This window comes from Streptomyces sp. NPDC004667, from assembly GCF_040609475.1.
In the GTDB taxonomy this organism is placed as follows: domain Bacteria; phylum Actinomycetota; class Actinomycetes; order Streptomycetales; family Streptomycetaceae; genus Streptomyces.
In genome coordinates this window covers 49,708-72,716 of the sequence record NZ_JBEXKC010000007.1, presented here as the reverse complement: position 1 = coordinate 72,716, position 23,009 = coordinate 49,708, and the positions used below count along the sequence as shown (strand labels likewise).

The 23,009-nt window shown below is 75.2% G+C and carries 17 protein-coding genes; 10 read left to right on the top strand and 7 right to left on the bottom strand.

The window, feature by feature from the left end:
• Nucleotides 1-106 precede the first annotated feature (106 nt).
• The 6 genes from ABZW32_RS06085 to ABZW32_RS06060 form a co-directional block, all read right to left on the bottom strand.
• Nucleotides 107-1,807: a thiopeptide-type bacteriocin biosynthesis protein gene (locus tag ABZW32_RS06085; protein ID WP_356211755.1), complete on the bottom strand. Its 1,701-nt coding sequence runs from the start codon at nt 1,805-1,807 to the stop codon at nt 107-109.
• A 23-nt stretch (nt 1,808-1,830) separates the two neighbouring features.
• Entirely contained in the window at nt 1,831-3,714 is a 1,884-nt protein-coding gene (locus ABZW32_RS06080; protein ID WP_356211753.1) for a TOMM precursor leader peptide-binding protein, read from the bottom strand.
• Complete coding sequence (locus ABZW32_RS06075; protein WP_356211751.1) at nt 3,711-5,546, bottom strand: hypothetical protein; 1,836 nt, start codon at nt 5,544-5,546, stop codon at nt 3,711-3,713. Before ABZW32_RS06075 ends, ABZW32_RS06080 begins: the two co-directional genes overlap by 4 nt.
• The gene (locus tag ABZW32_RS06070) at nt 5,543-6,706 is read right to left on the bottom strand and encodes a lantibiotic dehydratase C-terminal domain-containing protein (protein ID WP_356211749.1); all 1,164 of its coding nucleotides are present in this window, start codon (nt 6,704-6,706) and stop codon (nt 5,543-5,545) included. Before ABZW32_RS06070 ends, ABZW32_RS06075 begins: the two co-directional genes overlap by 4 nt.
• Before the next feature lie 32 nt (nt 6,707-6,738).
• A complete protein-coding gene (locus tag ABZW32_RS06065) occupies nt 6,739-9,456 on the bottom strand; it encodes a lantibiotic dehydratase (RefSeq protein WP_356211746.1) in 2,718 nt (905 codons plus the stop codon).
• 121 nt (nt 9,457-9,577) lie between these two features.
• Nucleotides 9,578-9,763, bottom strand: coding sequence for a thiazolylpeptide-type bacteriocin (locus ABZW32_RS06060; RefSeq protein ID WP_356211744.1), 186 nt, complete (start codon nt 9,761-9,763; stop codon nt 9,578-9,580).
• A 463-nt stretch (nt 9,764-10,226) separates the two neighbouring features.
• Between ABZW32_RS06060 and ABZW32_RS06055 the strand changes: the two genes are divergently transcribed.
• Both ABZW32_RS06055 and lysA read left to right on the top strand, forming a co-directional pair.
• A complete protein-coding gene (locus ABZW32_RS06055; protein WP_356211742.1) occupies nt 10,227-10,586 on the top strand; it encodes an SAV_915 family protein in 360 nt (119 codons plus the stop codon).
• A gap of 14 nt (nt 10,587-10,600) precedes the next feature.
• On the top strand, nt 10,601-11,950 hold the full coding sequence (gene lysA / locus ABZW32_RS06050) for a diaminopimelate decarboxylase (protein WP_356211740.1): 1,350 nt from the start codon (nt 10,601-10,603) through the stop codon (nt 11,948-11,950).
• Nucleotides 11,951-12,003: 53 nt separating this feature from the next.
• Here the strand turns inward: lysA and ABZW32_RS06045 are convergent, their stop codons facing one another.
• Nucleotides 12,004-13,941 carry an amino acid transporter gene (locus ABZW32_RS06045; protein ID WP_356211738.1) on the bottom strand — a complete coding sequence of 646 codons (1,938 nt, stop codon included), beginning with the start codon at nt 13,939-13,941 and terminating at the stop codon, nt 12,004-12,006.
• Nucleotides 13,942-14,296: 355 nt separating this feature from the next.
• Here ABZW32_RS06045 and ABZW32_RS06040 point away from each other — a divergent pair, with 355 nt between their 5' ends.
• The 8 genes from ABZW32_RS06040 to ABZW32_RS06005 all read left to right on the top strand — a co-directional run bounded on the left by ABZW32_RS06040 (nt 14,297) and on the right by ABZW32_RS06005 (nt 22,947).
• On the top strand, nt 14,297-16,054 hold the full coding sequence (locus ABZW32_RS06040) for an enoyl-CoA hydratase-related protein (protein WP_356211939.1): 1,758 nt from the start codon (nt 14,297-14,299) through the stop codon (nt 16,052-16,054).
• 84 nt (nt 16,055-16,138) lie between these two features.
• Nucleotides 16,139-17,197: a hydrogenase expression protein HypE gene (locus tag ABZW32_RS06035; RefSeq protein ID WP_356211735.1), complete on the top strand. Its 1,059-nt coding sequence runs from the start codon at nt 16,139-16,141 to the stop codon at nt 17,195-17,197.
• 67 nt (nt 17,198-17,264) lie between these two features.
• The gene (locus ABZW32_RS06030; protein ID WP_280915524.1) at nt 17,265-19,049 is read left to right on the top strand and encodes a nickel-dependent hydrogenase large subunit; all 1,785 of its coding nucleotides are present in this window, start codon (nt 17,265-17,267) and stop codon (nt 19,047-19,049) included.
• Entirely contained in the window at nt 19,046-19,567 is a 522-nt protein-coding gene (locus ABZW32_RS06025) for a hypothetical protein (protein ID WP_356211732.1), read from the top strand. Before ABZW32_RS06030 ends, ABZW32_RS06025 begins: the two co-directional genes overlap by 4 nt.
• Nucleotides 19,564-20,214: a DUF5947 family protein gene (locus tag ABZW32_RS06020; RefSeq protein ID WP_356211730.1), complete on the top strand. Its 651-nt coding sequence runs from the start codon at nt 19,564-19,566 to the stop codon at nt 20,212-20,214. The genes ABZW32_RS06025 and ABZW32_RS06020 overlap by 4 nt, the downstream gene beginning before the upstream one ends.
• On the top strand, nt 20,211-20,927 hold the full coding sequence (locus ABZW32_RS06015) for a DUF6084 family protein (protein WP_356211728.1): 717 nt from the start codon (nt 20,211-20,213) through the stop codon (nt 20,925-20,927). The genes ABZW32_RS06020 and ABZW32_RS06015 overlap by 4 nt, the downstream gene beginning before the upstream one ends.
• Nucleotides 20,924-22,354, top strand: a complete 1,431-nt coding sequence (locus tag ABZW32_RS06010; RefSeq protein WP_356211725.1) for a hypothetical protein — start codon at nt 20,924-20,926, stop codon at nt 22,352-22,354. The genes ABZW32_RS06015 and ABZW32_RS06010 overlap by 4 nt, the downstream gene beginning before the upstream one ends.
• Nucleotides 22,351-22,947, top strand: coding sequence for a hydrogenase maturation protease (locus tag ABZW32_RS06005; RefSeq protein ID WP_356211723.1), 597 nt, complete (start codon nt 22,351-22,353; stop codon nt 22,945-22,947). Before ABZW32_RS06010 ends, ABZW32_RS06005 begins: the two co-directional genes overlap by 4 nt.
• The last annotated feature ends 62 nt before the right edge of the window (nt 22,948-23,009 follow it).

The following is a 23,009-nucleotide window of genomic DNA, read 5'->3' as shown; positions in this document are numbered from 1 at the left end:
CGCTCATATGCTAACCCCTAGGAAATTTGATCATTTCTGCGGTCCCGTCCATGCGCTTGTTGACCTGATCTGATCTGTTTTGGCCGACGGCCATTCGCCCCGGCTCTCATCCGGTGGTACGCGGCGCCGGACGGCCCAGTGGCAGCAGGTACTGCAGGGGCTGCTCCAGGTCGTCCAGGCCGAGGAGCTCGTGGGCCAGGTCGTCGTGGAAACCGCCCAGCGTGGTGCCGCCCAGGCCCAGCGCCGAGGCCGTCAGGAGCAGGGTCTGGGCCAGATGGCCCGTCTCCAGCAGGGCCAGGCGCAGGGCGCGCAGCCCGTAGCGCCGCCGCAGCACGCCGAGGTCCGCGTAGAGGCCGAGGACCACGGGCACCTCGTCGACACCGATCCAGTCCGGATCCGTCGCGGGGCGGGAGGTGTACGTCGACAGCGGCTTGAGCTCGTCCGCCGTCGGCGCGGGCCCGATCCGGCGCAGGGTCCGGCGCTCCGGCACGCACGCGTACGTGCCCGGCTCGACGCCCGCCACGTCCAGCACCAGCAGCCGCACCCCGGCCGTGTACAGGGCCCCCGCGCTCGGGTAGGGCCGGTGGGCGAGCAGGCGCTGCGTGCCGTCCGCCAGGGGCTGGACGCTGCGGCTGCTCTCGGCCAGGGCGTGCCAGAGCAGGGAGCCCAGGGCGGTGGCGTCCAGCGGCCCCGTGAGGCGCCCGCGCCGGGAGGACCGGTCGGCCAGTACGGAACGCAGCGAGACCTCCGGGAGGGGGGCCGCGGGCAGGGCCGTCTCGGGCAGGGACACCGGCGGGGGCGCCGGGGCGGGGGCCTGCCGCACCGCGGCGTCCCCGTTGCGGCCGATGTGGACCTTGCTGCGCTCCAGGTACTGCAGGTCGGCGGCGGTGTGCCCGGCCGGGAAGTAGTCGGGCTCCCCGTCCGTCTCCAGCAGGGTCCTGCCGGCCAGCCGGCACACCGCGCGCTCCTCGTCGGGGGTGACCCCGAGCCGGTTGAACAGCATGTGGAGCTGCGAGCCCCAGACCCAGGCCGCGGTCTCCTCGGAAAGGCCCGCCCCGGCCCCCGGCGTACCTTCGGCGGCGCGCAGCCGGGCGTCGGCCTCGCGGACCCGGTCCGTCCAGCGCGTGAGCCAGGGCGCGGCCGTACCGGCACCGAGCCGCTCCCGCAGGGCTTCGGCGCGCCGGGCCAGGCCGGTGCGCTGGGCGGCGTGCACGGCGTTGACCCGGGCGTGCACGGAGGCCCCCGGCAGCAGGGGCGTCTCGGTGACCCAGCGCCAGCCCGCGGCGTGCCGGCGCAGCCAGCGCGCCGCCGTGCGGCGGTCCATGCCGAGCGCGTACGCCGTCGCGTGCGCCAGGTCCGCCGCGCGGGTCAGCCGGGCCGCGTCCGCGCCCTCGTCGGGGAGGTCCCGCAGGACGTCCAGCACGGCCCGGGTGGAGTCCGCGAACACCTCCTCGGCGACCGGCAGCGCGCGCGGCCCGCCGTAGCGGTCGGTCTCGGGCACGTAGGGCACTGCGCGGACCTCCCCGTGGCGGGACGGCCAGGGGCCGGGCACCGCGGGCACCTCCCCGGCCGCGCCGGCCAGGGCCCGCGGGAGCGCCGCGGCGGCGCGCTCGCTCAGGCCGCGCACCCGGATCCGTACGTGGGGGCCGTCCTCCCCGTACCGGATGAAGAACCACCGGGCGGCCTCCCCCGAGGCGACGAGGCCGTCCAGGAGCGGGGCCGCGGAGCGGACCAGGAAGGCGTCGGTGTCGGAGGTCCCGGAGTGCAGGAAGAGGTGGTGGCTGTGCCAGGTGTCGGTGGTCGTCACGTGCGGTCCTCGGTCCTCGGGTGTCAGGGGAAGGGGTGGGGATGGACCGCGAGGTCCTCGTGGCGCAGCGGGCGGGGGGTGCGGCCCAGCCGGTACGGCACCTCCAGCAGCCGGGGCAGGCCCCGGGTGCGGCGGTTGACGTGCCCGAAGGTCATCGGCAGCGAGCCGGGGACGACGACCTTCACGCAGTGCAGGCCCAGACCGGCGCGCAGGCCCGGCTCGCTCTGGTCGACCGCGATCACCTCCAGCCCGGCCCGCGCCAGCCGGTCCACGGTGGCGCCGAGCAGCGCGGAGAGGTCACCGACCGGCTCGGGCGCCCCCGGCCAGGCCTCCGCGACGGTCAGGCGGGGCGTGTCGGCGAAGAGGAACTCCAGGCGGGGGGCCGCCTCGGGGAGCGTGTTGAGACCCACGTGGTCGTCGAGGGTGACGACCAGTTCGGGCCGGTCCAGCATGGGCCGCAGCCGCTCCGGATCGCGCGGGCCGCCCGCGGCGGAGGCGCGCTGCGGCGCCTCCAGGACGTTGGTGACGACCTCGGCCACCGCCGACCGGATCGCCGCCCGGGGGTCGTGGTGCGCGCCCGCCGCCAGGAACGCGCGGGGGGCGTCCGGATGGGAGCCGGTGTAGCGGCAGACGGCGACGACGGCGGGGATGCCGAAGTCGTTGGTGGCGTCGAGCAGGACGAGGCGGTAGCCGGCGACGGCCGCCCGGTCGGCGAGCAGGAGCGTGTCGAGGTCGTCCGGCGACGGTTCGACGCGGCGCAGCGGGGTGGCCGCGTACCAGGCCATCAGGAAGGCGTCGCGTTCGGCGACTTCGAAGAGGCCGTAGAGGGCGGCCTCCTCGGCGCTGTTGCCCAGTCCGCAGCCGTTGGAGGACTCGTACACCACGCGCGGGCCTCGGTCGGCGCCGCCGGGGACGTCCCAGTACGCGACGTGTTCGGGCACGGCCGTGGCCCGCCGCCGGGTGAGCGACCAGCCGTGCACCCAGTCGAGGGCGAGGCCGGGCGTGTACGGGACCGTCGGCGAGGCCGGGTGTCCGTGGTGGGCGGGGTCGGGCAGGCCGAGCCGTCGCGGGTCCACGGCGCGGTCGGGGCCGAGGGCGGCGAAGGGGGCCCGCAGGGCGGTGCGTCGGCCGGTGGGGCGCATCCCCGCGTAGCGCTCGGCGCTCTCGAACAGCGCGATGCGTTCGCTGCCGGGGAAGTCCCGGGCCCGGCCGTAGCCGCCGTCCTCGACGGGCCGGCCGTCCGTCACGAAGGCGCCGGTCAGGGAGAAGGCGGAGTCCTCGGCGCGCAGCAGGCGGCGGACCGGGCCGAAGCGCTCGTCGTACAGGGCCGCCCGCAACCGGTCTGCGGAGGTACGGGGGTTGGGGGCGCGCAGGACGTACGGGTCCGGGAGCGGGCGGGGCGCCGAGGGCAGCGGAACCGCCGCAGCCGGGGAATCGGCGGGCAGCGGGTGACAGACCGTACAACCGCCCACCGGGCGGACGCGGTGGGTGGACCAGGTGCCGCGGCCCTGGTGGAGCAGGTGCACGACGGCGCCGTCCTCCTCCGCCGCGTCCCGGGGGGCGTCCAGCAGCTCCCGCGCGAGGGCCACGGCCGCCTCGGCGAGGGCCGGTGACGGTACGCCGGCCAGCGCGAGTTCCCCGCTCCGCCAGGGGACCCGGCCCCCGGCGGTGGCCAGTCGCTGGTACTCGGCGCAGCACAGGCAGGCGGCCGCGCCGGGGCGCAGCACGGGGCCGACGACGGCGACGGCCCCGTCGAAGCGCACCGGCGCCAGGGCCACGGGGTGGCGCAGGGCATGCCGGCTCAGTTCCTCGGCGAGGCCCAGGCTCCAGCGGGTCAGCAGCACCACGGCCCCTCCGGCGGTGGCCGCGAGGGCGGAGTCGGCGTCGAGCAGCGGCGCGGCGGTCACGGTGCCTCCTGCGGGCGGTTCAGGACGGTGAATCCGAACGCCCGCAGCAGGGAGGCGAGTTCCCCGTCGGGGGCGGGCCGGGGAGGTCCGGTCAGCCGGAGCGCGGCGGCCTGGAAGGCGCCCTCGCGCCCGGCCGTGTCGGCGAGCCACCGTCCCGTCCACCCCGGCTCCTCCCACACGACCGCCGGGGCGCCCTCGACGGCGAGCCCGGCAGCGGCCGCACCGGCCCCGGCGGCCGGGGTGCGGCCCGCCGCCGGGTCGGTGACGGCGGTGACGGCGGTGGATGCGGCGGCGACGGTGGCGGCGGTGGATGCGGTGGATGCGGCGGCGGCCGACACCGCGGCGACGGCGGACAGCGCGGCGCAGGCCGCCGCGTCGCCGGGGGTCGCCTCGACGGCGTCGCCGAGCGGAGTCGATCCGTCCGGGCCGGTCCGGTGGACGACGGCCCGGTACACCTCCTCGCCGGGAGCGGCCCGGAACACGTGCAGGCGGGCGGGCACGGCGAGACGGTCCGTCAGGGTGGTCCACCAGTGGCGGGCCTGCGGATGTCCGGACCACAGCTCCGGGTCCACCGGTGTCCGCCCCGCGCCCGTCCCGGCACGCCGGGCGACCTCGGCGCGCAGGGCCCGGCCGCGGGCGTGCCCCGGATTGGCGCCCACGGTGGAGCCGGGCCGGCCCAGGGCCAGTTCGGCCGCGACGCAGAACACCTCCAGGCGGGCCAGGTCCAGCCGCGGGGCGCCGCCGATCACGGTCGCCCCGGGCCGGTGCGCGACGGTGCCGGGCGCGGTGCAGGAGGCGAGGGGGACCGGCAGCTGCGGCAGGTCCGCCGGGCCGGGGTCGGGCAGCACCCCGCACCTCTCGTCTCCGAGGGCCGCCACGCGGCGCAGGGCCTCGCGCAGGGTGGTGGCGGGTGCCAGGACCGCGCCGCGGGGGCGGGGCCCGACCCAGGTGCGGTACTCGGCGCGCGGCGGACGGGCGTCCACGAGGAGCACCGCGGGGAGCCCGGGCAGCAACCGGTCGTCGTCCCCCTCGTCGGCCGGGTCTGGCAGGCCGGCCGCCGCGCACAGCAGCCGGTGCGCGGCGGCACCGCCGAGCAGGGCGGCCGTCGCCCCTGCCCCGCCGGAGGGGTCCGGGCCCGGATCCGTACCCGACCGGACCGCGCCGGCCGGGCGGCCGGTGTGGTCCCCGCCGGGTGTGCCCGGAGCCGGGCGGGCGGCCAGGCGGGCCTCCAGGGCCGTCGCCGTGGCGGCCGTGGCGGAGGTGGTGTCCGGGGAGGTGACGTAGCCGGTCGGGGCGGGCAGGGCGGCCGCGAGGGTGTGGGTGACGCCGTCGGGGTCGTGGGCTCGCAGGTGGATCCGGCCCTCGGGCAGGTCCGCGTCCCGGGTGTACGTGACGGGCAGTCCACCCTGTTCGAGCGCCCGGCCCGCGGCCCTGGCCAGGGGGGCGTCGACGGTGGCGGCCACCACCTCGGCCCGGGTCGCGGCGAGCGCGGCCGCCGCGACCGCGGGCCGGTCGGCGCTCACGGCGAGCCACGGTCCGACCGGGCCCGGATCGGGTGCGGGCCGTGGCGGACCGGTCACGAGCAGGTCGTGCGCCTCCAGTTGGGCGACGACCGCCTCCACGGCCGTCCGTACCGGGGAGCCGGGCTCCAGGCGGTCGAGGAGCGCGTCGAGTCCGCCCGAGCGCAGTGGCTGCTCCAGGGAGCGCCACAGCACGGGCAGTGCGGCGCTGCCCTCCAGGGTGACGCTGCCCCGCCGGCCCCGCAGGTGCAGTCCGTCGCGCAGCGGGGTCACGGCGGTGCCGGGCCGCAGCCGGCGTCCGGTGCCCGTCATGCCCCGCGCTCCACTGCCTCGACGGCGGCGCCGACCTCGGCGCGCCAGTCGCAGCCGGTCAGGGCGGGCACGGCGCGGACGACGAGGTGGGCCGCCAGGTACCGCTCAAGCGGGCGGACGTCGCACAGGGCGAACAGCCGGTACAGGGCATTGGTGCAGGCCCGGTGGATGAGGTAGTCGGGGCGTCGCCACATCGTGCCCTGCGGGTCGGAGCGGCTCAGCAGCCGGTGGAACTCGCTGTACCGGGTGCGGAGGTCGTGGTTCCAGCGTTCCCGCGCCGCCGCGTCACCGGTGGCGGCGGCCCGGTCGCGGTAGGCGTGCGGGTCGCCGTGCAGGTCGGCGCCGGCGTCGTGGCGGCTGCGGGCCAGCCGCCAGGCTCCGGCCGAGAAGTCCGCCCACTCCCGTTCCCAGCCCTGCGCGCCACCGTCGGCGATCCTCCCGACGAGGGCGGTCACGGCCTCTGCGGCCCGCTCGGCGTGCTGCTCGAAGCGGGCCCGTACGCGGCCGTCCGGGTCGTCGTGGACGAAGAAGTCCTCCAGGTGGGAGACGTACGAGTAGTGGGCGCCGGCCAGGCCGCCGGGGTGGGCGGCGGCATGCGCGGCGAGGCCGGTCACCGCGAGCCGGAGCCGGGCGCCGGAGCCGTCGCCGCCTTCCCCGAGGAAGGCGGCGCCCGCCCGCAGCGCGCCGAGGCCGGCCCGCAGCAGGTCCTCGCGCAGGGCGGCGCCGTCGTCGCCGAGGAGGGTGCGCAGCGGGGTGCGGTCGACGGCCTCGACGCGGACCGTGTTGTCGGGGGCGATGGGCCCGTAGGGCGGGGGGACGAGTTCGGCGCGTCCGGCCTCGGCCGCCAGGCGCAGCAGCTCGGACTCCGTCAGGTCCGTGTGCGAGGGGTGCGCGCGGAGCCAGGCGCGGACGCGTCGGGCGGCGGCCTCGGCGGCGGCCTCCACCCGGGCGGGCGGCCCCTGGATGCGCAGCCGCAGGTGGGGGCCGTGCAGCCAGTGCCGCTCGACGTGGGCCGCCAGGCCGTCGGCGGCGCAGGAGGCGGCCAGCGGCAGCAGCGCCCCGCGCAGCAGGGGTGCCTTGACCGGGTGGTGGTGGAAGGCGACGACGTCGCGCGCGCCGCCGTCGCCGTCGTCGTCGTACGGGTGTGGTGCTGTCGGCACGGGCCCTTCCTCCCCTTCCACTGCGGCGGCCTTCATCGCGGCCGTCCGGACCGGTAGACCTCCAGGACGAGTTCGACGGCGCGGGCCGGGGCGGCCGGGCCGCCGGGGGCGGGCAGCGCTTCCTCCAGGACGGCTCCGTCGTCGTGCCGGGACAGCCACTTGGGCAGGCAGCGCAGGTGCAGCGCGCTGCCGAGGTCCACGAAGTGCGGTTTCGGACGGCTGAGGCGGCTCAGGAAGTCCTCGGCGGGGCGGCCGGTGGGGGCGGTCGCGGCCGGGTGCAGGAAGAGCTGTTCGGGGAGGTCCAGCAGGGCGCGCCAGCGGGCGGCCGCCCGCGCCGGGGAGGGGGCGGCGGCGAGTTCGGCGCGCAGTTCCCGCACGACGCCGGGCGTCAGCTGCCAGCGGCGTCGGCGGAGCACCACGTGGCGGTGGAGCAGGCGGGGGCTGTGCACGACGCGGCCGCCCGGGGCGGGCAGGACGCGGCGGGGCACCAGGGCCCGGAAGTCGACCACGCCGTGGGGGTGGTCGCAGAGGTGGGCCGCGATGCGGCGGGGCAGCAGGACGGGGGCGAGGAAGCCGGGGTAGAGCACGTCGAGGTGTTCGCCGGTGCTCCGCAGCCGCAGGCGCACCTGGTCGGTGGGCTCGTCGTGGACGAGTTCCAGGTCGCCTTCGGCGATCGAGGCCCGGCGGCGGTCGGGGCCGATCTCGTCGGGGACCAGCAGGGGGTGGAGGTTGGCGTTGAACCCGCCGACGGGCCTGATCTGGGCCGCCCTGGCGCCGGGGGCGAGGCCGCGGCGGATCTGCCGGGCCGTCTCGGCGGTGGCGCGCGGGTCCAGGGCGTCCAGGAACCGGCTGCTGAAGCGGCCCCATCCGCCGTACACGTGGTTCACCGCGAGCAGGCCGCGGTCCGGGTCCCGCTGGAGGAAGTACGCGTAGCTCAACGGGCGTTCGAGGGCCCAGCCCGGCAGGTGCCCGCCGAGGGCGCGGACCGGGCCGGGCGGCAGGACGACCTCGGCGGCGTCGGCGGGGTCCTGCGCGCGGGCGTCCCGTACGGCGGCCGTGAACCCGGCGCGCAGCGCGGCGAGTTCCTCCGTCCCGGTGGGGAGGTCGGCCCGGTCGGCGGGGTCGAGGTCCGCGAGCCGGCCGGCCGTTTCCCAGGCCTCGGTGACCTCGGCGCCGAACTCCCAGGGGTGGTGGCAGGTGCCGCCGGGGCCGTAGCGGGCGACGAAGCGGTCGCGGACGACGCGGCGCAGGAGGTGTCCGAGGTCGAAGAGTTCGGCCAGGGCGGTGACCTCGGCGAGCGCCGCGTGGTCGGCGGTGTCGAGGAAGCCGTCGAGCGGTAGCGGGAGCGGGGCGACGACGTCCTCGGACAGGGCGGTGAGCGGGGCCGAGCCGGCCGGGACGGGACGTCCGGCGTCGGCCAGTTCCTCGGCCCAGCGGCGGGCGAGATCGGCGAGCAGGGCGGGCCGTTCCTCGACGGCGGCGGAGCCGAACGCGTCGGTCAGCCGCCCGATCCCGGCGATCCGCCGGGCCCGCGCGGCGTCTTCGGCCCGCCGCGCGTCCCGGGCGGGCTCCGCCGGGCCGTCGGGGCGCAGCCAGGTCTCGAGGGCGTGGAGCGGGTCGGCGCTCTGGGGCGGGACGGGGTCGGCGGGCACCAGCAGGCCCGCCTCCGTCAGGCGGGCGAGGTAGGCCTCGGCGGCGGCGCCGGCGGCGGGACCCGCCTCCCGCAGGGCCCCGGTCAGCCGTTCGGCGAGGTCCCCGAGGGGCACCGGGGTGGCGGCGTACTCGGTGACCAGGCCCAGGGGGCCGCCGGCCGGCAGCTCCGCCTCGTCCTCGCGCGCCACGAGGTAGCGGCCTCCCGCGAAGGCGGTCCGGTCGCGGGAGTAGGCCGCCCGGCCGTCGGCGGTGCGTGCGGAGCTGGTGATGCGGTGCGGGAGACCGGCCCGGCGGTGCGGGGCGTCCAGCAGCGCGAGGGTGAGGGCCGTCGTCAGGGTGCGGTTGGGCTTGACCACCGCGTGCAGGGGGCCGTCGAGGAGCCGCGTCCCGCCCCAGGACGACCGGGGGCCGGCCTGCGCGGAGGGCAGCGCGCCCCAGCCGACGGCGGTGAACCAGGACAGCGGGCTGGTCTTCGTGCAGGCCCGCAGCGCGTGGCGCAGCACGGTGGCCTCTTCCTTGCGGGCCTTGCGGTCGGCCGCTCCGCCTGCCGCCCTGCGTACGGCGCGCAGCAGGTCGGCGCTGGTGAGGGCGACGGCCTTGGCGAGGGCGGGTTCGCGGCACAGGGCCGCCAGGGCCTCGCGTTCGGCGGCGAGGGCGGATCCGGCGACGGCGCCGAGCTCGGCGAGGAGGGCTTCGCGGCGTGCCCGCAGGGCGGTCCAGTCGGCGAGGCGGGGCACCCGCTCGGGCAGGTCGCCGAGGCGGGCCAGCAGTGCGGGGCGCGGTTCGCGCCCGTTGTGCAGGGCGCGGCGCAGCGGGAGGACGACGTCGCGGTGGAAGTCGGCCGGGTGGCCGTCCCGGCTGTCGTGGAGGTCGTCGCACAGGGGTGCGGTGGTGCGCAGCAGCCGCGATTCGGTCCGGTGCAGCCGGGCGAGCAGGGTACGGAAGCGCTCCGCTTCGGGCCCCTGGGGCGGGTGGGCGAGCACGGTGGTGCGGACCAGCGCGTACGGCGCGGACCGCACCCGGTAGCCGGCCGGGCGTCCGGGGTCGGCGGGCGCCGCGAGCCGGGGCTCCGGTGACCGTGACGGTTCCTGCGGCATGGCGCTCCCCCGTTCCTGTCGGTGGTGGCGTACGGGCCTCCCGCCGCACCGGGGTGCGGCGGGAGGCGGGCTGGACGCTCGGGGTCGGTGGGCGGTGGGGGTGGGGACGGCTGTCGAACGGTCAGCCGGTCGGGGTGTCCGTCTGGGGCTGGGCGCAGGAGGAGGAGCCCTGGCAGGAACACGAACCCCAGGACGCTCCGCCTTCGGGCAGTGCGGCGGTGTCGCGCATCGAGGTGACGCTGAGGTCGCCGAGGTCGAGCTCCAGGTCCTGGAGGTCGAAGGCGGCGTCGGGTGCGGTGTCGGACATGGGTGTCTCCCGAAAGTTGGAAGCGATAGGCCGAATGTGCACGAACGAAACCGCGGTTCCCGGGCCGTAATTCTCCTGCCCGGAACCGCCTTTCGCAGGAAAAGTATTACAACCCAGAACGCGCCACGGCAAGCATCGGATGGATATGCCAGCACCTCCGGAATCCGCTCCCTCCCCACCCCCGCAGCGCGGCCGAAAATGCAGGTTTAGCCTGCTCAGAACCTTGTAAATTTCAGCCACCTGCGGATTTCCCACACCCTTGGAGAACATTCAACGGAATTCGATCAGGGGTGCGTCAGCAGTGCGTCAGCAACGCGTCAGGAATCCGGCCTCCCCCGTCAAGGCTCCGTCAGGAAAAGGAGAAGCCGGAGGGAATTCGGGGATAACTTCGATGGCGAGCCCCGGACCGCCTCCCCGCGGTCCGGGGCCCCGTCCGCCACCCGTGGTTCCCCGAGGAGGGCCCATGTGCCTGTTCCTGTACGACGACGACCCCGAGCCCGAGGAACGGGTCCCGGCCGGGCCCCTGTACGTACCGGCCCGGCCGGGAGGCGAGAGGGCGGTGCTGCGGCTGTTCCGGACGCCGCTGGGCGAACGCACCGCCGTCGGCTTCACCAGCCCGGAGCGGCTGTCCGCCACGCTCGGCGCCGCCCAGACCTGGATCCGGCTCTCCGAGCCCGTCCTGCGCGCGCTGGCCGCGCCCCTCGGGGTGACCCTGCTGACGGTCGATCCGACACTGACCGCTCCCCCGGTCGCGGCGGCCCCGGTCGGGGGCCCCGGCGCCGGTCCGCTCACGCGGACCGCCGGAACCGCCCGGACCGCCTGATGGGAGATCAGACCATGACCGCCGACGTCCTCCCCACCCCGGCCCCGGCCCCCGCCCCGGTCCACGCAGGCGACCTGTCCGTCTGGCCGGCCTCCACCGCCCCGCTCCCGCACGGCGGGATGGCGGTCGGCGGGGTACCCCTGGCCGAACTGGCCGACCGCTTCGACACCCCCGTCTACGTCCTGGACGAGGGCGAGGTCCGGGCGCGCTGCCGGAGCTACCTCGACGCCTTCCCCGACGCCGACGTGCTGTACGCCGCGAAGGCGTTCCTGTCCCGGGCGATGGTGCGCTGGGTCCGGGAGGAGGGCCTGGGCCTGGACGTCTGCTCGGCCGGGGAACTGGAACTGGCCGTGACCTCCGGGTTCCCGCCCGAGCGGATCGTGCTGCACGGCAACGCGAAGTCGCCCCGGGACCTGGAGGCGGCGCTGCGGCTCGGTGTGGGGCGGATCGTCATCGACAGCGCCTCCGAGATAGCCCGGATCGCCGCCGCCGTCGGCCCCGGGGAGCGCCAGCGGGTGATGGTGCGGGTGGTGCCCGGCGTCTCGGCCGGCGGCCACGACAAGATCCGTACCGGCACGGACGACCAGAAGTTCGGCCTGTCGATCACCGACGGGGCCGCGCAGCACGCCGTCGCCCGGATCCTGGGGCAGCCGCGGCTCGAACTCACCGGACTGCACTGCCACATCGGCTCCCAGATCACCGGGGTGAAGCCGTACGTGACCTCCCTGCGCCGGATGGTCGGACTGCTGGCCCACATCCGCGATCTGCACGGGGTCGTCCTGCCGGAGCTGGACATGGGCGGCGGCCACGGCATCGCCTACCGGCCCGGCGAGGCCGTCCTCGACGTCGCCGCCCTGGCCGTGCGGCTGCGCGCCGAGCTCGCCGAGGGCTGCGCGGCCGCCCGGCTGGCCGTCCCCCGCCTCCTCGTCGAACCCGGCCGGGCCCTCGTCGGTCCGGCCGGAGTGGCCCTGTACCGGGTGCTCGCCGTCAAACGCACCGGCGCGACGGTGTTCGTCGCGGTGGACGGGGGCATGAGCGACAACCCCCGGCCCGCCCTGTACGGGGTGCGCTACGCCCCCCGCCTGATCGGCCGGCACTCGACGGCGGCCCCGTGCGCGGCCACCGTCGTCGGCCGGCACTGCGAGGCGGGGGACGTACTGGCCGCCGGGGTCCAGTTGCCCGGCGACGTCCACCCCGGGGACCTGCTGGCCGTCCCGGTGGCGGGCGCCTACCAGTTGTCGATGGCCTCGGGGTACAACCTCGTCGGCCGTCCGGCGGTCGTCGCGGTCCACGGGGGCGCGGCCCGTCTCCTGGTCCGGCGCGAGACGCTGGAGGACTTCCGGGGCCGGGACGTCGGCGCCTGAGCGGTCCCGCACCACCGCCCCCGCGTCGCGCCGGCCGCCCGGAGCGCCGTACGTCAGCCGGCGTGGACGTGGGGGCGGCGGGCCCGGTCGGATTCGGCCGCGCGGATGACCTCCCGGGTGACGGGGGCGACCTCACCCTGTCCGAAGAGGAAGAAGCGCAGGAAGTTGGCCATCGGGTTGCCCTCGGTCCACTCGAAGTAGATGTGCGGGCGCTGTCCCGTCGCGTCGCGCACGTGCAGGAGCAGGGCCGCGAGCGCGTTGGGGACGGTGGAGCCCTCCAGGGTGAGGACCCGGTAGCGGTCGTGCAGCACCTCGCCGCGGACCTTGAGGCCGGATTCGAACTCGGACGGGTCCAGGACGGTGACCTCGACGAACAGCACGTCGTCGCCCGGGGGGATGTCGTTGTCCTCGCGGATCTGCTCGACCTTGTCCCGGTACTCGGCCTTGTCCCGCCGGTCGGGCTCGTTCGCTATGAAACGTATCGTCCGGTTGGCGGTGTCCCGGACGAACCGCTGCGCCATGTCGTCGAGCTCCACGTGCGTGACGCGCAGTTCGAAGACGCGGGCGAGGCGGGAGAGCAGGGAGAGGGCCATGATGCCCGCGATGAAGCAGGCGCCGATCTTCACGCCGTCGGGCCGCTCCACCACGTTGACGGCGGTGGTGTAGACGAAGACGGCGGAGATGATCCCGAAGCCGATGGTCCAGCCCCGCTCCCCCGCCCGCCTGGCGGCGATGGTCACGGCGACGGCGGCCGAGGTGATCAGCACCAGGACACCGGTGGCGTACGCGCCGCCCTGGGCGTCGACGTCGGCGTCGAAGAGCCAGGTCACCAGGAAGGCGACGAGGGTGAAGACGATGGCCATCGGGCGCAGGGCGCGGGCCCAGTGGGGCGCCATGCCGTAGCGGGGCAGGTAGCGCGGCATCAGGTTGAGCAGGCCGGCCATGGCCGAGGAGCCCGCGAACCACAGGATCAGGATGGTCGAGACGTCGTAGACCGTGCCGAAGGCGGAGCCCAGGTGCTCGTGGGCGAGGTAGGCGAGCGCGCGGCCGTTGGCCTCGCCGCCCGCCTTGAACTCGTCGGCGGGGATCAGCAGCGTGGTGACGAAGCTGGAGCAGATCAGGAAGACGCTCATGATCACTGCGGCCGTGGTCAGCAGCTTCTTCGTGCCGCGGATCCGGCCGGCCGGCCGGGACGCGGTGTCGTCGGGGTCGCCGTGCACGTGCGGCATGACCGCGACGCCGGTCTCGAAACCGGACAGGCCGAGCGCCAGCTTGGGGAAGACGACCAGCGCGATGGCGATCATCATGAACGGGTTGCCGTGTTCGGCGGTGAGGGCCTGCGTCCAGTCGGCGACCACGTGCGGCTCGGTGGCGACCTGCCACAGACCGACCGCCACGACGACCACGTTCAGGCCGAGGTAGGTGGCGACGAGCACCACGGCCACCCCGATGGCCTCGCTGAACCCCTTCAGGAACACCGCGCCCAGCAGCGCGATCATCAGCAGGGTGATCGGCACCTCGTGGCCGTGCAGGGTGCTGGTGAGGTGCGGGTTCTCCACCAGGTGCGCGGTCGCGTCGGCGGCCGAGAGGGTGATGGTGATGAGGAAGTCGGTCGCCGCGAACCCGAGCAGGGTCAGGACGAACAGCTTGCCCTTCCAGAACGACAGCAGCCGCTCCAGCATCGCGATGGAACCCTCGCCGTGCGGGCTCTCCTCGGCCACCCGCCGGTAGACGGGCAGGGCGCCGAAGAGGGTGAGGACGACCAGGACGATGGTCGCCAGGGGCGAGAGCAGTCCGGCGGCGAGCGCGGCGATGCCGGGCTGGTAGCCGAGGGTGGAGAAGTAGTCCAGGCCGGTCAGGCACATGACGCGCCACCAGGGGCGGCCCTCGTGCGCGGTCCCGGTCTGCGCGTGCGCGTGCTGCCCGGGGCGGTCGGTCAGGCCTTCCAGCATCCACGCGCGCAGGCGTGGTGTGCGGGCAGGGGTGGCCATCGTGGGGGGCTCCTGTGTCGTACGGCATGGAAAAGCCGTCGGTATGGACACGACGGCTGAGTCAGCGTACGCATTTCGATCGCTTGTGCACGCAAATGGGCCAATCCTGACGCGTCCTTAACGCGGGTGTCCGGCCGGGCGACCCGCACCGCCGCCGAGCCGCGGCGGCCCGGCCGCGGTGCGGCCGAGCGGCCCTCCGCGGGGGCGCTTTCGAGTGACACCGCCGCCCGGCTCCGGGCGTGGTCCCCGCCGGGTGCCCGACCATCTCAGGCGGCCGGTCATGTTCCGGTCACGGGACGCCGATCAGGCCGGGATCCACGCCTTCGTGGCACCGGGCCGCCGCTGGGAGACACACGTGTACGTCCTGCTCGTCGCGAGCGCCTTCAACAGCCTCACGCAGCGAGTCCACGCCGAACTGCGCGACCACGGCCACCGCGTGGCGGTGGAACTCGCCCTGCCCGGCGTCCCCCTGGCGCAGGCCGTGCGCCGGCACGATCCCGATCTGGTCCTCGCCCCGATGCTGACGACGGCGATCCCCGAGGAGGTGTGGGCGGCCCGCACCTGTCTGATCGTCCACCCGGGGCCCGTCGGCGACCGGGGTCCCTCGTCCCTCGACCGGGCCGTGCAGGAGCGGGTGACCCGCTGGGGCGTGACGGTGCTCCAGGCCGGAGCGGAGATGGACGCCGGCGACGTGTGGGCCACGGTGGAGTGCCCGGTCCCGCCGGTCGGCAAGAGCGACCTGTACCGGGGGGAGATCGCCGACGCGGCCCTGCGGGCGGTGCTGCTCGCCGTCGAGCGGTTCGCCTCGGGCACCCACACCCCCGTCCCGCAGGATCCGGCCGCCGTCCGCAGCCGCCCGTACCTGCGCCAGGAGGCCCGCCGCATCGACTGGGAGGCCGACTCCACCGACCGGGTCCTGCGCACGCTGCGCGCGGCCGACTCCCGGCCGGGGGTCCTGGACGAACTGCTGGGCGGCGAGTGGTACCTGCACGGCGGCCACCCCGAACACCGGCTGCGCGGCCGCCCCGGCGACCTGTTGGCGACCCGGGCGGGGGCCGTGTGCCGGGCCACCGCCGACGGCGCCGTGTGGATCCCGGAGCTGCGGGCCCGCAGGGTGCCCGGGGAGCCCGCCCCGGTGAAGCTGCCCGCCACCCTCGCGCTCGGCGACCGGCTGCCGCCGCTGCGCGAACACCCCGCCCCGCCCCCGCACGCGGACGCCCGCGGCCGTACGTGGGCGGACATCCGCTACCGGGAGGAGGGGCCGGTCGGGTTCCTGTCCTTCGCCTTCCCCGGCGGGGCGATGGGCACCGCGCAGTGCCGCCGGCTGCTGGAGGCGTACCGGGCCGCCTGCGCCCGCCCCACCTCGGTGCTCGTCCTGGGCGGTGGCCGCGACTTCTTCTCCAACGGCATCCACCTGGGCGTCATCGAGGCGGCCGCCGACCCGGCCCGGGAGTCCTGGGACAACATCAACGCCATGGACGACCTGGTCGAGGCCGTCCTCACCACCACCGACCGGCTGGTCGTCGCCGCCCTCGGCGGGAACGCCGCCGCGGGCGGGGCAATGCTGGCGCTCGCCGCCGACGAGGTCTGGTGCCGTGCGGGCGTGGTGCTGAACCCGCACTACCGCCTGATGGGGCTGTACGGCTCCGAGTACTGGACCTACACGCTGCCGCGCCGCGTCGGTGCCGCCGCCGCGGACCGCCTGACCACCGAGGCGCTGCCGCTGAGCGCGGCCGGCGCGCTGCGGCTCGGGCTGGTCGACCGTACGGTGCCCTGCGCGCCCCGGGCCTTCGCCGGCGAGACCGCGCGGCTGGCCGCGCACCTGGCGGCGCTGCCCGCCGCCCAGTCCCGGATCGCCGCGAAGAAGGCCCTGCGGGAACGGGACGAGGCCGTCCGGCCGCTGGCCTCCTACCGGGAGGCGGAGCTGGCGCTGATGCACCGCACCTTCTTCGACCCCGCAGCCCCGTACCACGCCCTGCGCCGCGCCTTCGTGCGCAAGGAACCGGCGGCCGCCACCCCGCCGCACCTGGCCCGTCCCGTGCCCGGGCGGCCCGGAGCCGCCGTCACCCCACTGGCCGTACATGACGGAGCACCGGGGGCCGGGGGCTGTTAGCAAGAAAGGTGTGGCCGGGACGGTCCGGCCCACCGCGCACCCCGCCCGGAACTCCTCCCCGCCCTTCCCCAAGGAGGCATCCGCATGGATGCAGCACCGACCGCCGCCCCGGCAGAGGACCCCCCGATCCACATCCTCTGGATCAACGCGGGGCTGAGCTGCGACGGCGATTCCGTGTCCCTCACGGCAGCGATGCAGCCCAGCATCGAGGAGATCGTCACGGGGGTCCTGCCGGGGCTCCCCAAGATCGCCGTGCACTGGCCCCTGATCGACTTCGAATGCGGCCCCGTCGGGGGCGCGGACACGTTCATCGAGTGGTTCTTCAAGGGCGAACGGGGCGAGATCGACCCGTTCGTGCTGGTGGTCGAGGGCTCGATCCCCAACGAGAAGATCAAGCCCGAGGGCTACTGGTGCGGGTTCGGCGACGACCCGGAGACCGGCCAGCCCATCACCACCAGCGAGTGGATCGACCGGCTGGCCCCCAAGGCCCTCGCGGTCGTGGCCATCGGCACCTGCGCCACGTACGGCGGCATCCACGCCATGGAGGGCAATCCGACGGGCGCGATGGGCGTGCCCGACTACCTCGGCTGGAACTGGACGTCGAAGGCCGGGATCCCGATCGTGTGCGTGCCGGGCTGTCCGATCCAGCCCGACAACTTCTCCGAGACCCTCACCTACCTGCTGTACCAGGCGGCGGGCTCCGCGCCGATGATCCCGCTCGACGACAAGCTGCGCCCCACCTGGCTGTTCGGCAACACGGTCCACGAGGGCTGCGACCGCGCCGGGTACTACGAGCAGGGCCAGTTCGCGCAGACCTACGACTCCCCCCAGTGCCTGGTCAAGCTGGGCTGCTGGGGTCCCGTCGTCAAGTGCAACGTGCCCAAGCGCGGCTGGATGAACGGCATCGGCGGCTGCCCCAACGTCGGCGGCATCTGCATCGCCTGCACGATGCCCGGCTTCCCCGACAAGTTCATGCCGTTCATGGACGAGCCGCCCGGCGCCAAGGTCTCCAGCAAGGCGAGCGGCGTGTACGGAGCGGTGGTCCGCCGGCTCCGCGCGATCACGGAGCACACCGTCGACCAGGAGCCGAAGTGGCGCCAGAGCGGCCGGACGCTGACCACGGGCTACCGCCCGCCCTGGTGAGATCCGCCGTCTCCCCCCGCACCCAGCGCACCAACCCCCGCACCGAAGAAGGGTCACGGCAGAAACGATGACACCGAAGACGAAGGCGGCCGGAGACGGCAGCGGCCTGGTCGAGATGGCCTGGGATCCGATCACCCGGATCGTGGGCAGCCTCGGCATCCACACGAAGATCGACTTCAAGCAGAAGCGGGTCGCGGAGTGCTACAGCACCTCGTCGGTCTTCCGCGGCTACAGCGTCTTCATGCGCGGCAAGGACCCCCGCGACGCGCACTTCATCACCAGCCGGATCTGCGGGATCTGCGGTGACAACCACGCCACGTGTTCCGTGTACGCGCAGAACATGGCCTACGGGGTGAAGCCTCCGCACCTCGCCGAGTGGATCATCAACCTCGGCGAGTCGGCGGAGTACATGTTCGACCACAACATCTTCCAGGAGAACCTGGTCGGGGTCGACTACTGCGAGAAGATGGTCCGCGAGACCAACCCGGGCGTCCTGGAGAAGGCGGAGCGCACCCCAGCCCCGCACGCCGGCGAGCACGGTTTCAAGACCATCGCCGACATCATGCGCTCCCTCAACCCCATCGAGGGCGAGTTCTACCGCGAGGCCCTCCAGGTCAGCCGGTACACGCGCGAGATGTTCTGTCTGATGGAGGGGCGCCACGTGCACCCCTCCACCCTCTACCCGGGCGGCGTCGGCACCATCGCCTCCGTGCAGCTCTTCACGGACTACATGAGCCGCCTGATGCGGTACTGCGAGTTCATGAAGCGGGTCGTGCCGCTCCACGACGACCTGTTCGACTTCTTCTACGAGGCCCTGCCCGGGTACGAGGAGGTCGGCCGCCGGCGCGTGCTGCTGGGCTGCTGGGGCGCGCTCAACGACCCCGAGCACTGCGACTTCACGTACGCCAACATGACCGACTGGGGACGGAAGATGTTCGTCACCCCGGGCGTGGTGGTGGACGGCAAGCTGGTCACCAACGACCTCACCGAGATCAACCTCGGCATCCGCATCCTGCTGGGCAGCTCGTACTACGACGACTGGGAGGGCCGGGAGCAGTTCGTCACGCACGACCCGCTCGGCAACCCGGTCGACCCGCGGCACCCGTGGAACCAGCACACCATCCCGGCCCCGCAGAAGCGGAACTTCGACGACAAGTACAGCTGGGTGATGTCGCCGCGCTGGTTCGACGGCAAGGACCACCTCGCGCTGGACACCGGCGGCGGCCCCATCGCCCGCCTGTGGTCCACCGCCCTGTCCGGGCTGGTGCAGACGGACTACGTGCAGGCCACCGGCCACAGCGTGGTGATCACCCTGCCGCGCACGATGACCAAGCCCGAGACCCGCTTCGAGTGGAAGATCCCGAAGTGGTCCAACGCGCTGGAGCGCAACCGCGCCCGCACGTACTTCCAGGCGTACGCCGCCGCGATCGCGCTGCACTGCGCCGAGAAGGGCCTGGCGGAGGTCCGCGCCGGACGCACCCAGACCTGGGAGAAGTTCGAGGTCCCGGACGAGGGCCTGGGCGTCGGCTTCACCGAGGCCGTGCGCGGGGTGCTCTCGCACCACATGGTGATCCGCGACGGCAAGATCGCCAACTACCACCCGTACCCGCCGACCCCGTGGAACGCCAGCACCCGCGACACCTTCGGCACCCCGGGACCGTACGAGGACGCGGTGCAGAACACCCCGATCTTCGAGGAGAACTCCCCGGAGAACTTCAAGGGCATCGACATCATGCGCGCGGTGCGCAGCTTCGACCCGTGCCTGCCCTGCGGCGTGCACATGTACGTGGGCGGCGGCAAGACGGTCAAGACGATGCACGTGCCCACCGGTCTGAGCGGACTGGGCGGATGAGCGCCGCCCTGGACGCCCGGCAGGCGGGCGCACGGGTGGAGGAGGTCCTGGAGGGCCTGGCCTCCGACGGGGACCGGCGGGCGTGCGCGGCCGCCGAGGAACTGGTGCGCGTCCTCATGGACTTCTACGGCGCCGGGCTCGCCCGGATCGTGGAGCGGCTCGGCGGGCAGGCGCTCTCCCCGGTGCTGGACGACGAGCTCGTGGCGAGCCTGCTCTCGCTGCACGACCTGCACCCCGAGGACGTGGAGACGCGGATCGGGCGGGCCCTGCTCGCCGCCGGGGACACGGTGGAGCGGGTCGCCTTCGACGGGACCACCGGGCTGCTGCGGGTACGCCCCCGGGCGGCGGCCTCCGGCTGCGGGTGCGGCTCCCCGGAGGACTCCGCCCGGGTCCTGGAGGAGGCGCTGGCCTGCTTCGCGCCCGAGGTGACGGCGGTGGAGACGGAGGCCGCCCCGGCCCCGCAGCAGCCCCTGCTGCAGATCTCCGTCCGGCCGCACGCCCCGGTGCGGGTGCCGTGACGGGGCCCGGCCTCCTGACGGGCGGCCCCCGCGGCCTGCGCCGGTTCACGGGCCCCCGTCCGCCCCGCCCCGAGAGCTGCGAGCTGTGCGGGACCGCGGTGGCCGGGGACGGCCACCGCCACCTCGTGGAGACCGAGAAGCGGTCGCTGGTGTGCGCCTGCACCGGCTGCGCGCTGCTGTTCGACCGGCCGGGGATCGTGACGGGCCGGTTCCGCGCCGTCCCCGTCCGGTACCTGGCCGATCCCGCGCACCGGCTCGACGACGGGGCCTGGGAACGCCTCCAGATCCCGGTCGGCGTGGCGTTCTTCTTCCGCAACGCCGCTCTCGACCGGCTGGTCGCCCTCTACCCGAGCCCGGCGGGGGCCACCGAGAGCGAGCTCGACCCGCAGACCTGGCAGGACGTGCTGGGCTCCGGCCGGCTGTCCGCGCTCCTCGAACCCGACGTGGAGGCGCTGCTGCTGCGCCGCACGGAGGGCCGCACCAGCTGCCATCTGGTGCCGATCGACATCTGCTACGAGCTGGTGGGGCGGATGCGGCTGCTGTGGCAGGGCTTCGACGGCGGCGCCGAGGCCCGGACCGCGCTGGACGCGTTCTTCGCCGAGGTCGAACGGCGCGCCAGGGTGCTCGCTCCGGGGCCGGTGTCATGACGGCCGCCACGGAGTTCGCCTTCACCTGCACCGGGGTGCGCGCCGACCCGTACGCCGCGGGCCCCACCCTCGTCTTCCGGCTGCGCGTCGACGCGGGGGCGGGGGTGCGGGTGCACGCGCTGGCCCTGCGGGTCCAGTTGCGGATCGAGCCGGCGCGGCGCGGCTACTCGGACGCCGAGGCCGAGGGACTCGCCGACCTCTTCGGGGAACGTTCCCGCTGGGGCAACACCCTCCAGCCGGTGCAGTTCGCCCAGGTGTCGGTGATGGTGCCGAGCTTCACCGGGGAGACCGAGACCGACCTGGTCGTCCCCTGCACCTACGACATGGACATCGCGGCCACCCGCTACTTCAGTGCCCTGGAGGACGGCGAGGCGCCGCTCCTGATGCTCTTCTCCGGCACCGCCTTCACCGGCGCGGGCGGTTTCCGGGTCGAGCCGGTGCCCTGGGACCGGGAGGCCCCGTACCGGATGCCGGCCACGGTGTGGCGGGAGATGGTCGAGCAGCACTTCCCGGGCTGCGGATGGCTGCGGCTGCCCCGCGACACGATGGCGGAGCTGCTCGCCTACCGCTCCCGGCACGCGCTCGCCTCCTGGGAGGCGACGGTGCGCTCGCTGCTCGACTCGGCCGCCGGGGCCGTCCCGGCCGCCACCCCGCCCCCGCCGCTGCGGCTGGGGACCGTACTGCCGCGCGTCACCGAGAGGACCGCTCCGTGACCACCACCACCGAGCGGGACACCCGCTTCGACACCGCCCGGCACGTGGCGGACGCCGTCCTCTTCGAGGGCTACGTGCTCTACCCGTACCGGGCCTCGGCGGCCAAGAACCGGCTGCGCTGGCAGTTCGGGGTCCTGGTACCGCCCGCCTGGGCCCCCGCGCACGGCGAACACGCCTTCCAGCGGACCGAGGTCCTGATGGAGCCCCGCGGCGAGGCGACGCTCCACCTGGAGCTGCGCTTCCTGCACGGCCGGCGCCGCACCGTCCAGCGGCTCCACCTCGACGGCACCTACGCCGACGTCGGCGAACTGCACCTGCCCGACCGGATCCTGGTCCCCTGGGACGAGGGCACCGAGGAACGGGTCGTCCTGGCCGTCCCCGTGGCCTCGCTGGCCGGTGAGGGGGTCGTGCTCCCCTTCGCCCGGCCGGCCCGCGAGGAGAGCGAACCGGTGCTGGACGGCTCGGGGCGCGCCGTCGGCCGCCTGCTGCTGCGCACCGAGGAGGCCGAGGGCCGGGTACGGCTCTCGGCGACCGAACTCGACGGCCCCTACCGGGTGCTGAAGCTCACCGCAGTCGTGGAGAACACCAGTGCCTGGACCCCCGCCGACGGGGACGGGGCCACCCGCGAGGCGGCCCTGCCGCGCTCGCTCGTCGCCACCCACCTCCTGCTGGGGCTGGACGCCGGCTCCTTCCTGTCGATGACCGACCCGCCCGAGTGGGCCCGGGAGGCCGTCGCCGCGTGCGACAACCGGCACACCTGGCCGGTGCTGGCGGGCGGCGACGGCCGCTGCGACGTGGTCCTGTCCTCCCCGATCATCCTGGAGGACCATCCCGCGATCGCGCCGGAGAGCGCCGGGGCGATGTACGACGCCCTGGAGATCGACGAGATCCTCGCGCTGCGCACCGCGACCCTCACCGAGGAGGAGAAGCGCGAGGCGCGCGGTACGGACGCCCGCGCGGCCGCCGTGATCGAGCTCGCCGATTCGATGCCGCCCGAGGTCCTGGAACGGCTGCACGGCGCGGTGCGCGGGCTGCGGGAGGTCACCGGCCCGGACGCCTTCGACGGGCTCTCCGACGGGCCGTCCACCCTGACGGAGATCCCGGACGGGGAGGCCGTGTTCCGGCCGGAGGCCCCCTGGTGGGACCCGGCGGGTACGGATCCGGCGCCGGAGCGGATCCCGGTCGAGGGGGTCCTCGTGGGACCCGGCAGCCGGGTGCTGCTGCGGCCGGGCCTGCGGCGCACCGACGCCCAGGACCTGTTCCTCCAGGGCCGCCGCGCCCTGGTCGAGGCCGTCCTGCACGACGTGGACGGCGGGGTGCACCTCGCCGTCACGGTGGAGGGGGACCCGGGCGCCGACATCCGCCGGGAGCAGGGCCGGTTCCTGTACTTCCGGCCCGACGAGGTCACCCCGCTGGAGGAGGCGTGAGCGGCGCGGTCCTGATCGCCGGCATCGGCAACGTCTTCCTCGGCGACGACGGCTTCGGCGTCGAGGCGGTGCGCGCCCTGTCGGCGCACCCGCTGCCGGCGCACGTGGAGGCGGTGGACTTCGGGGTGCGCGGGGTCCACCTGGCCTACCAGCTACTGGACGGCTACGACACGCTCGTCCTGGTCGACGCCACCGCGCGCGGCGGCGCCCCCGGCACGCTCTACCTGATCGACGCGTCCGCCGGGGAGGCGGGCCCCCTGTCCCCGGGACCCGACTCCCCCGGCTCCCCCGGCGCCGCCGTCCTCGACGGCCACCACATGTCCCCCGACACCGTCCTGGCCCTGCTGGGCACGCTGTGCGCGGGCACCGGAGCCACCCCGCCCCGGCGGACCCTCGTCGTCGGCTGCGAACCCGCCCTCGTCGAGGAGGGCATCGGGCTGAGCGACCCGGTGGCCGCCGCGGTGCCGCAGGCCGTACGGATGCTCCTGGACCTGCTCCGGGAGGAGGAACCGCAGGGGGCGGCGGCCGAAGCCGTCGGCACCGCCACCGCCACCGCCCACCCGAACCGCCGTGAACTGAGGAGAACCCCATGAAGAAGGCCGTCATCGGCGGAGCCGCCGCCGTGGCCCTGGTCGCCGTCCTCGCGCAGGTCCTC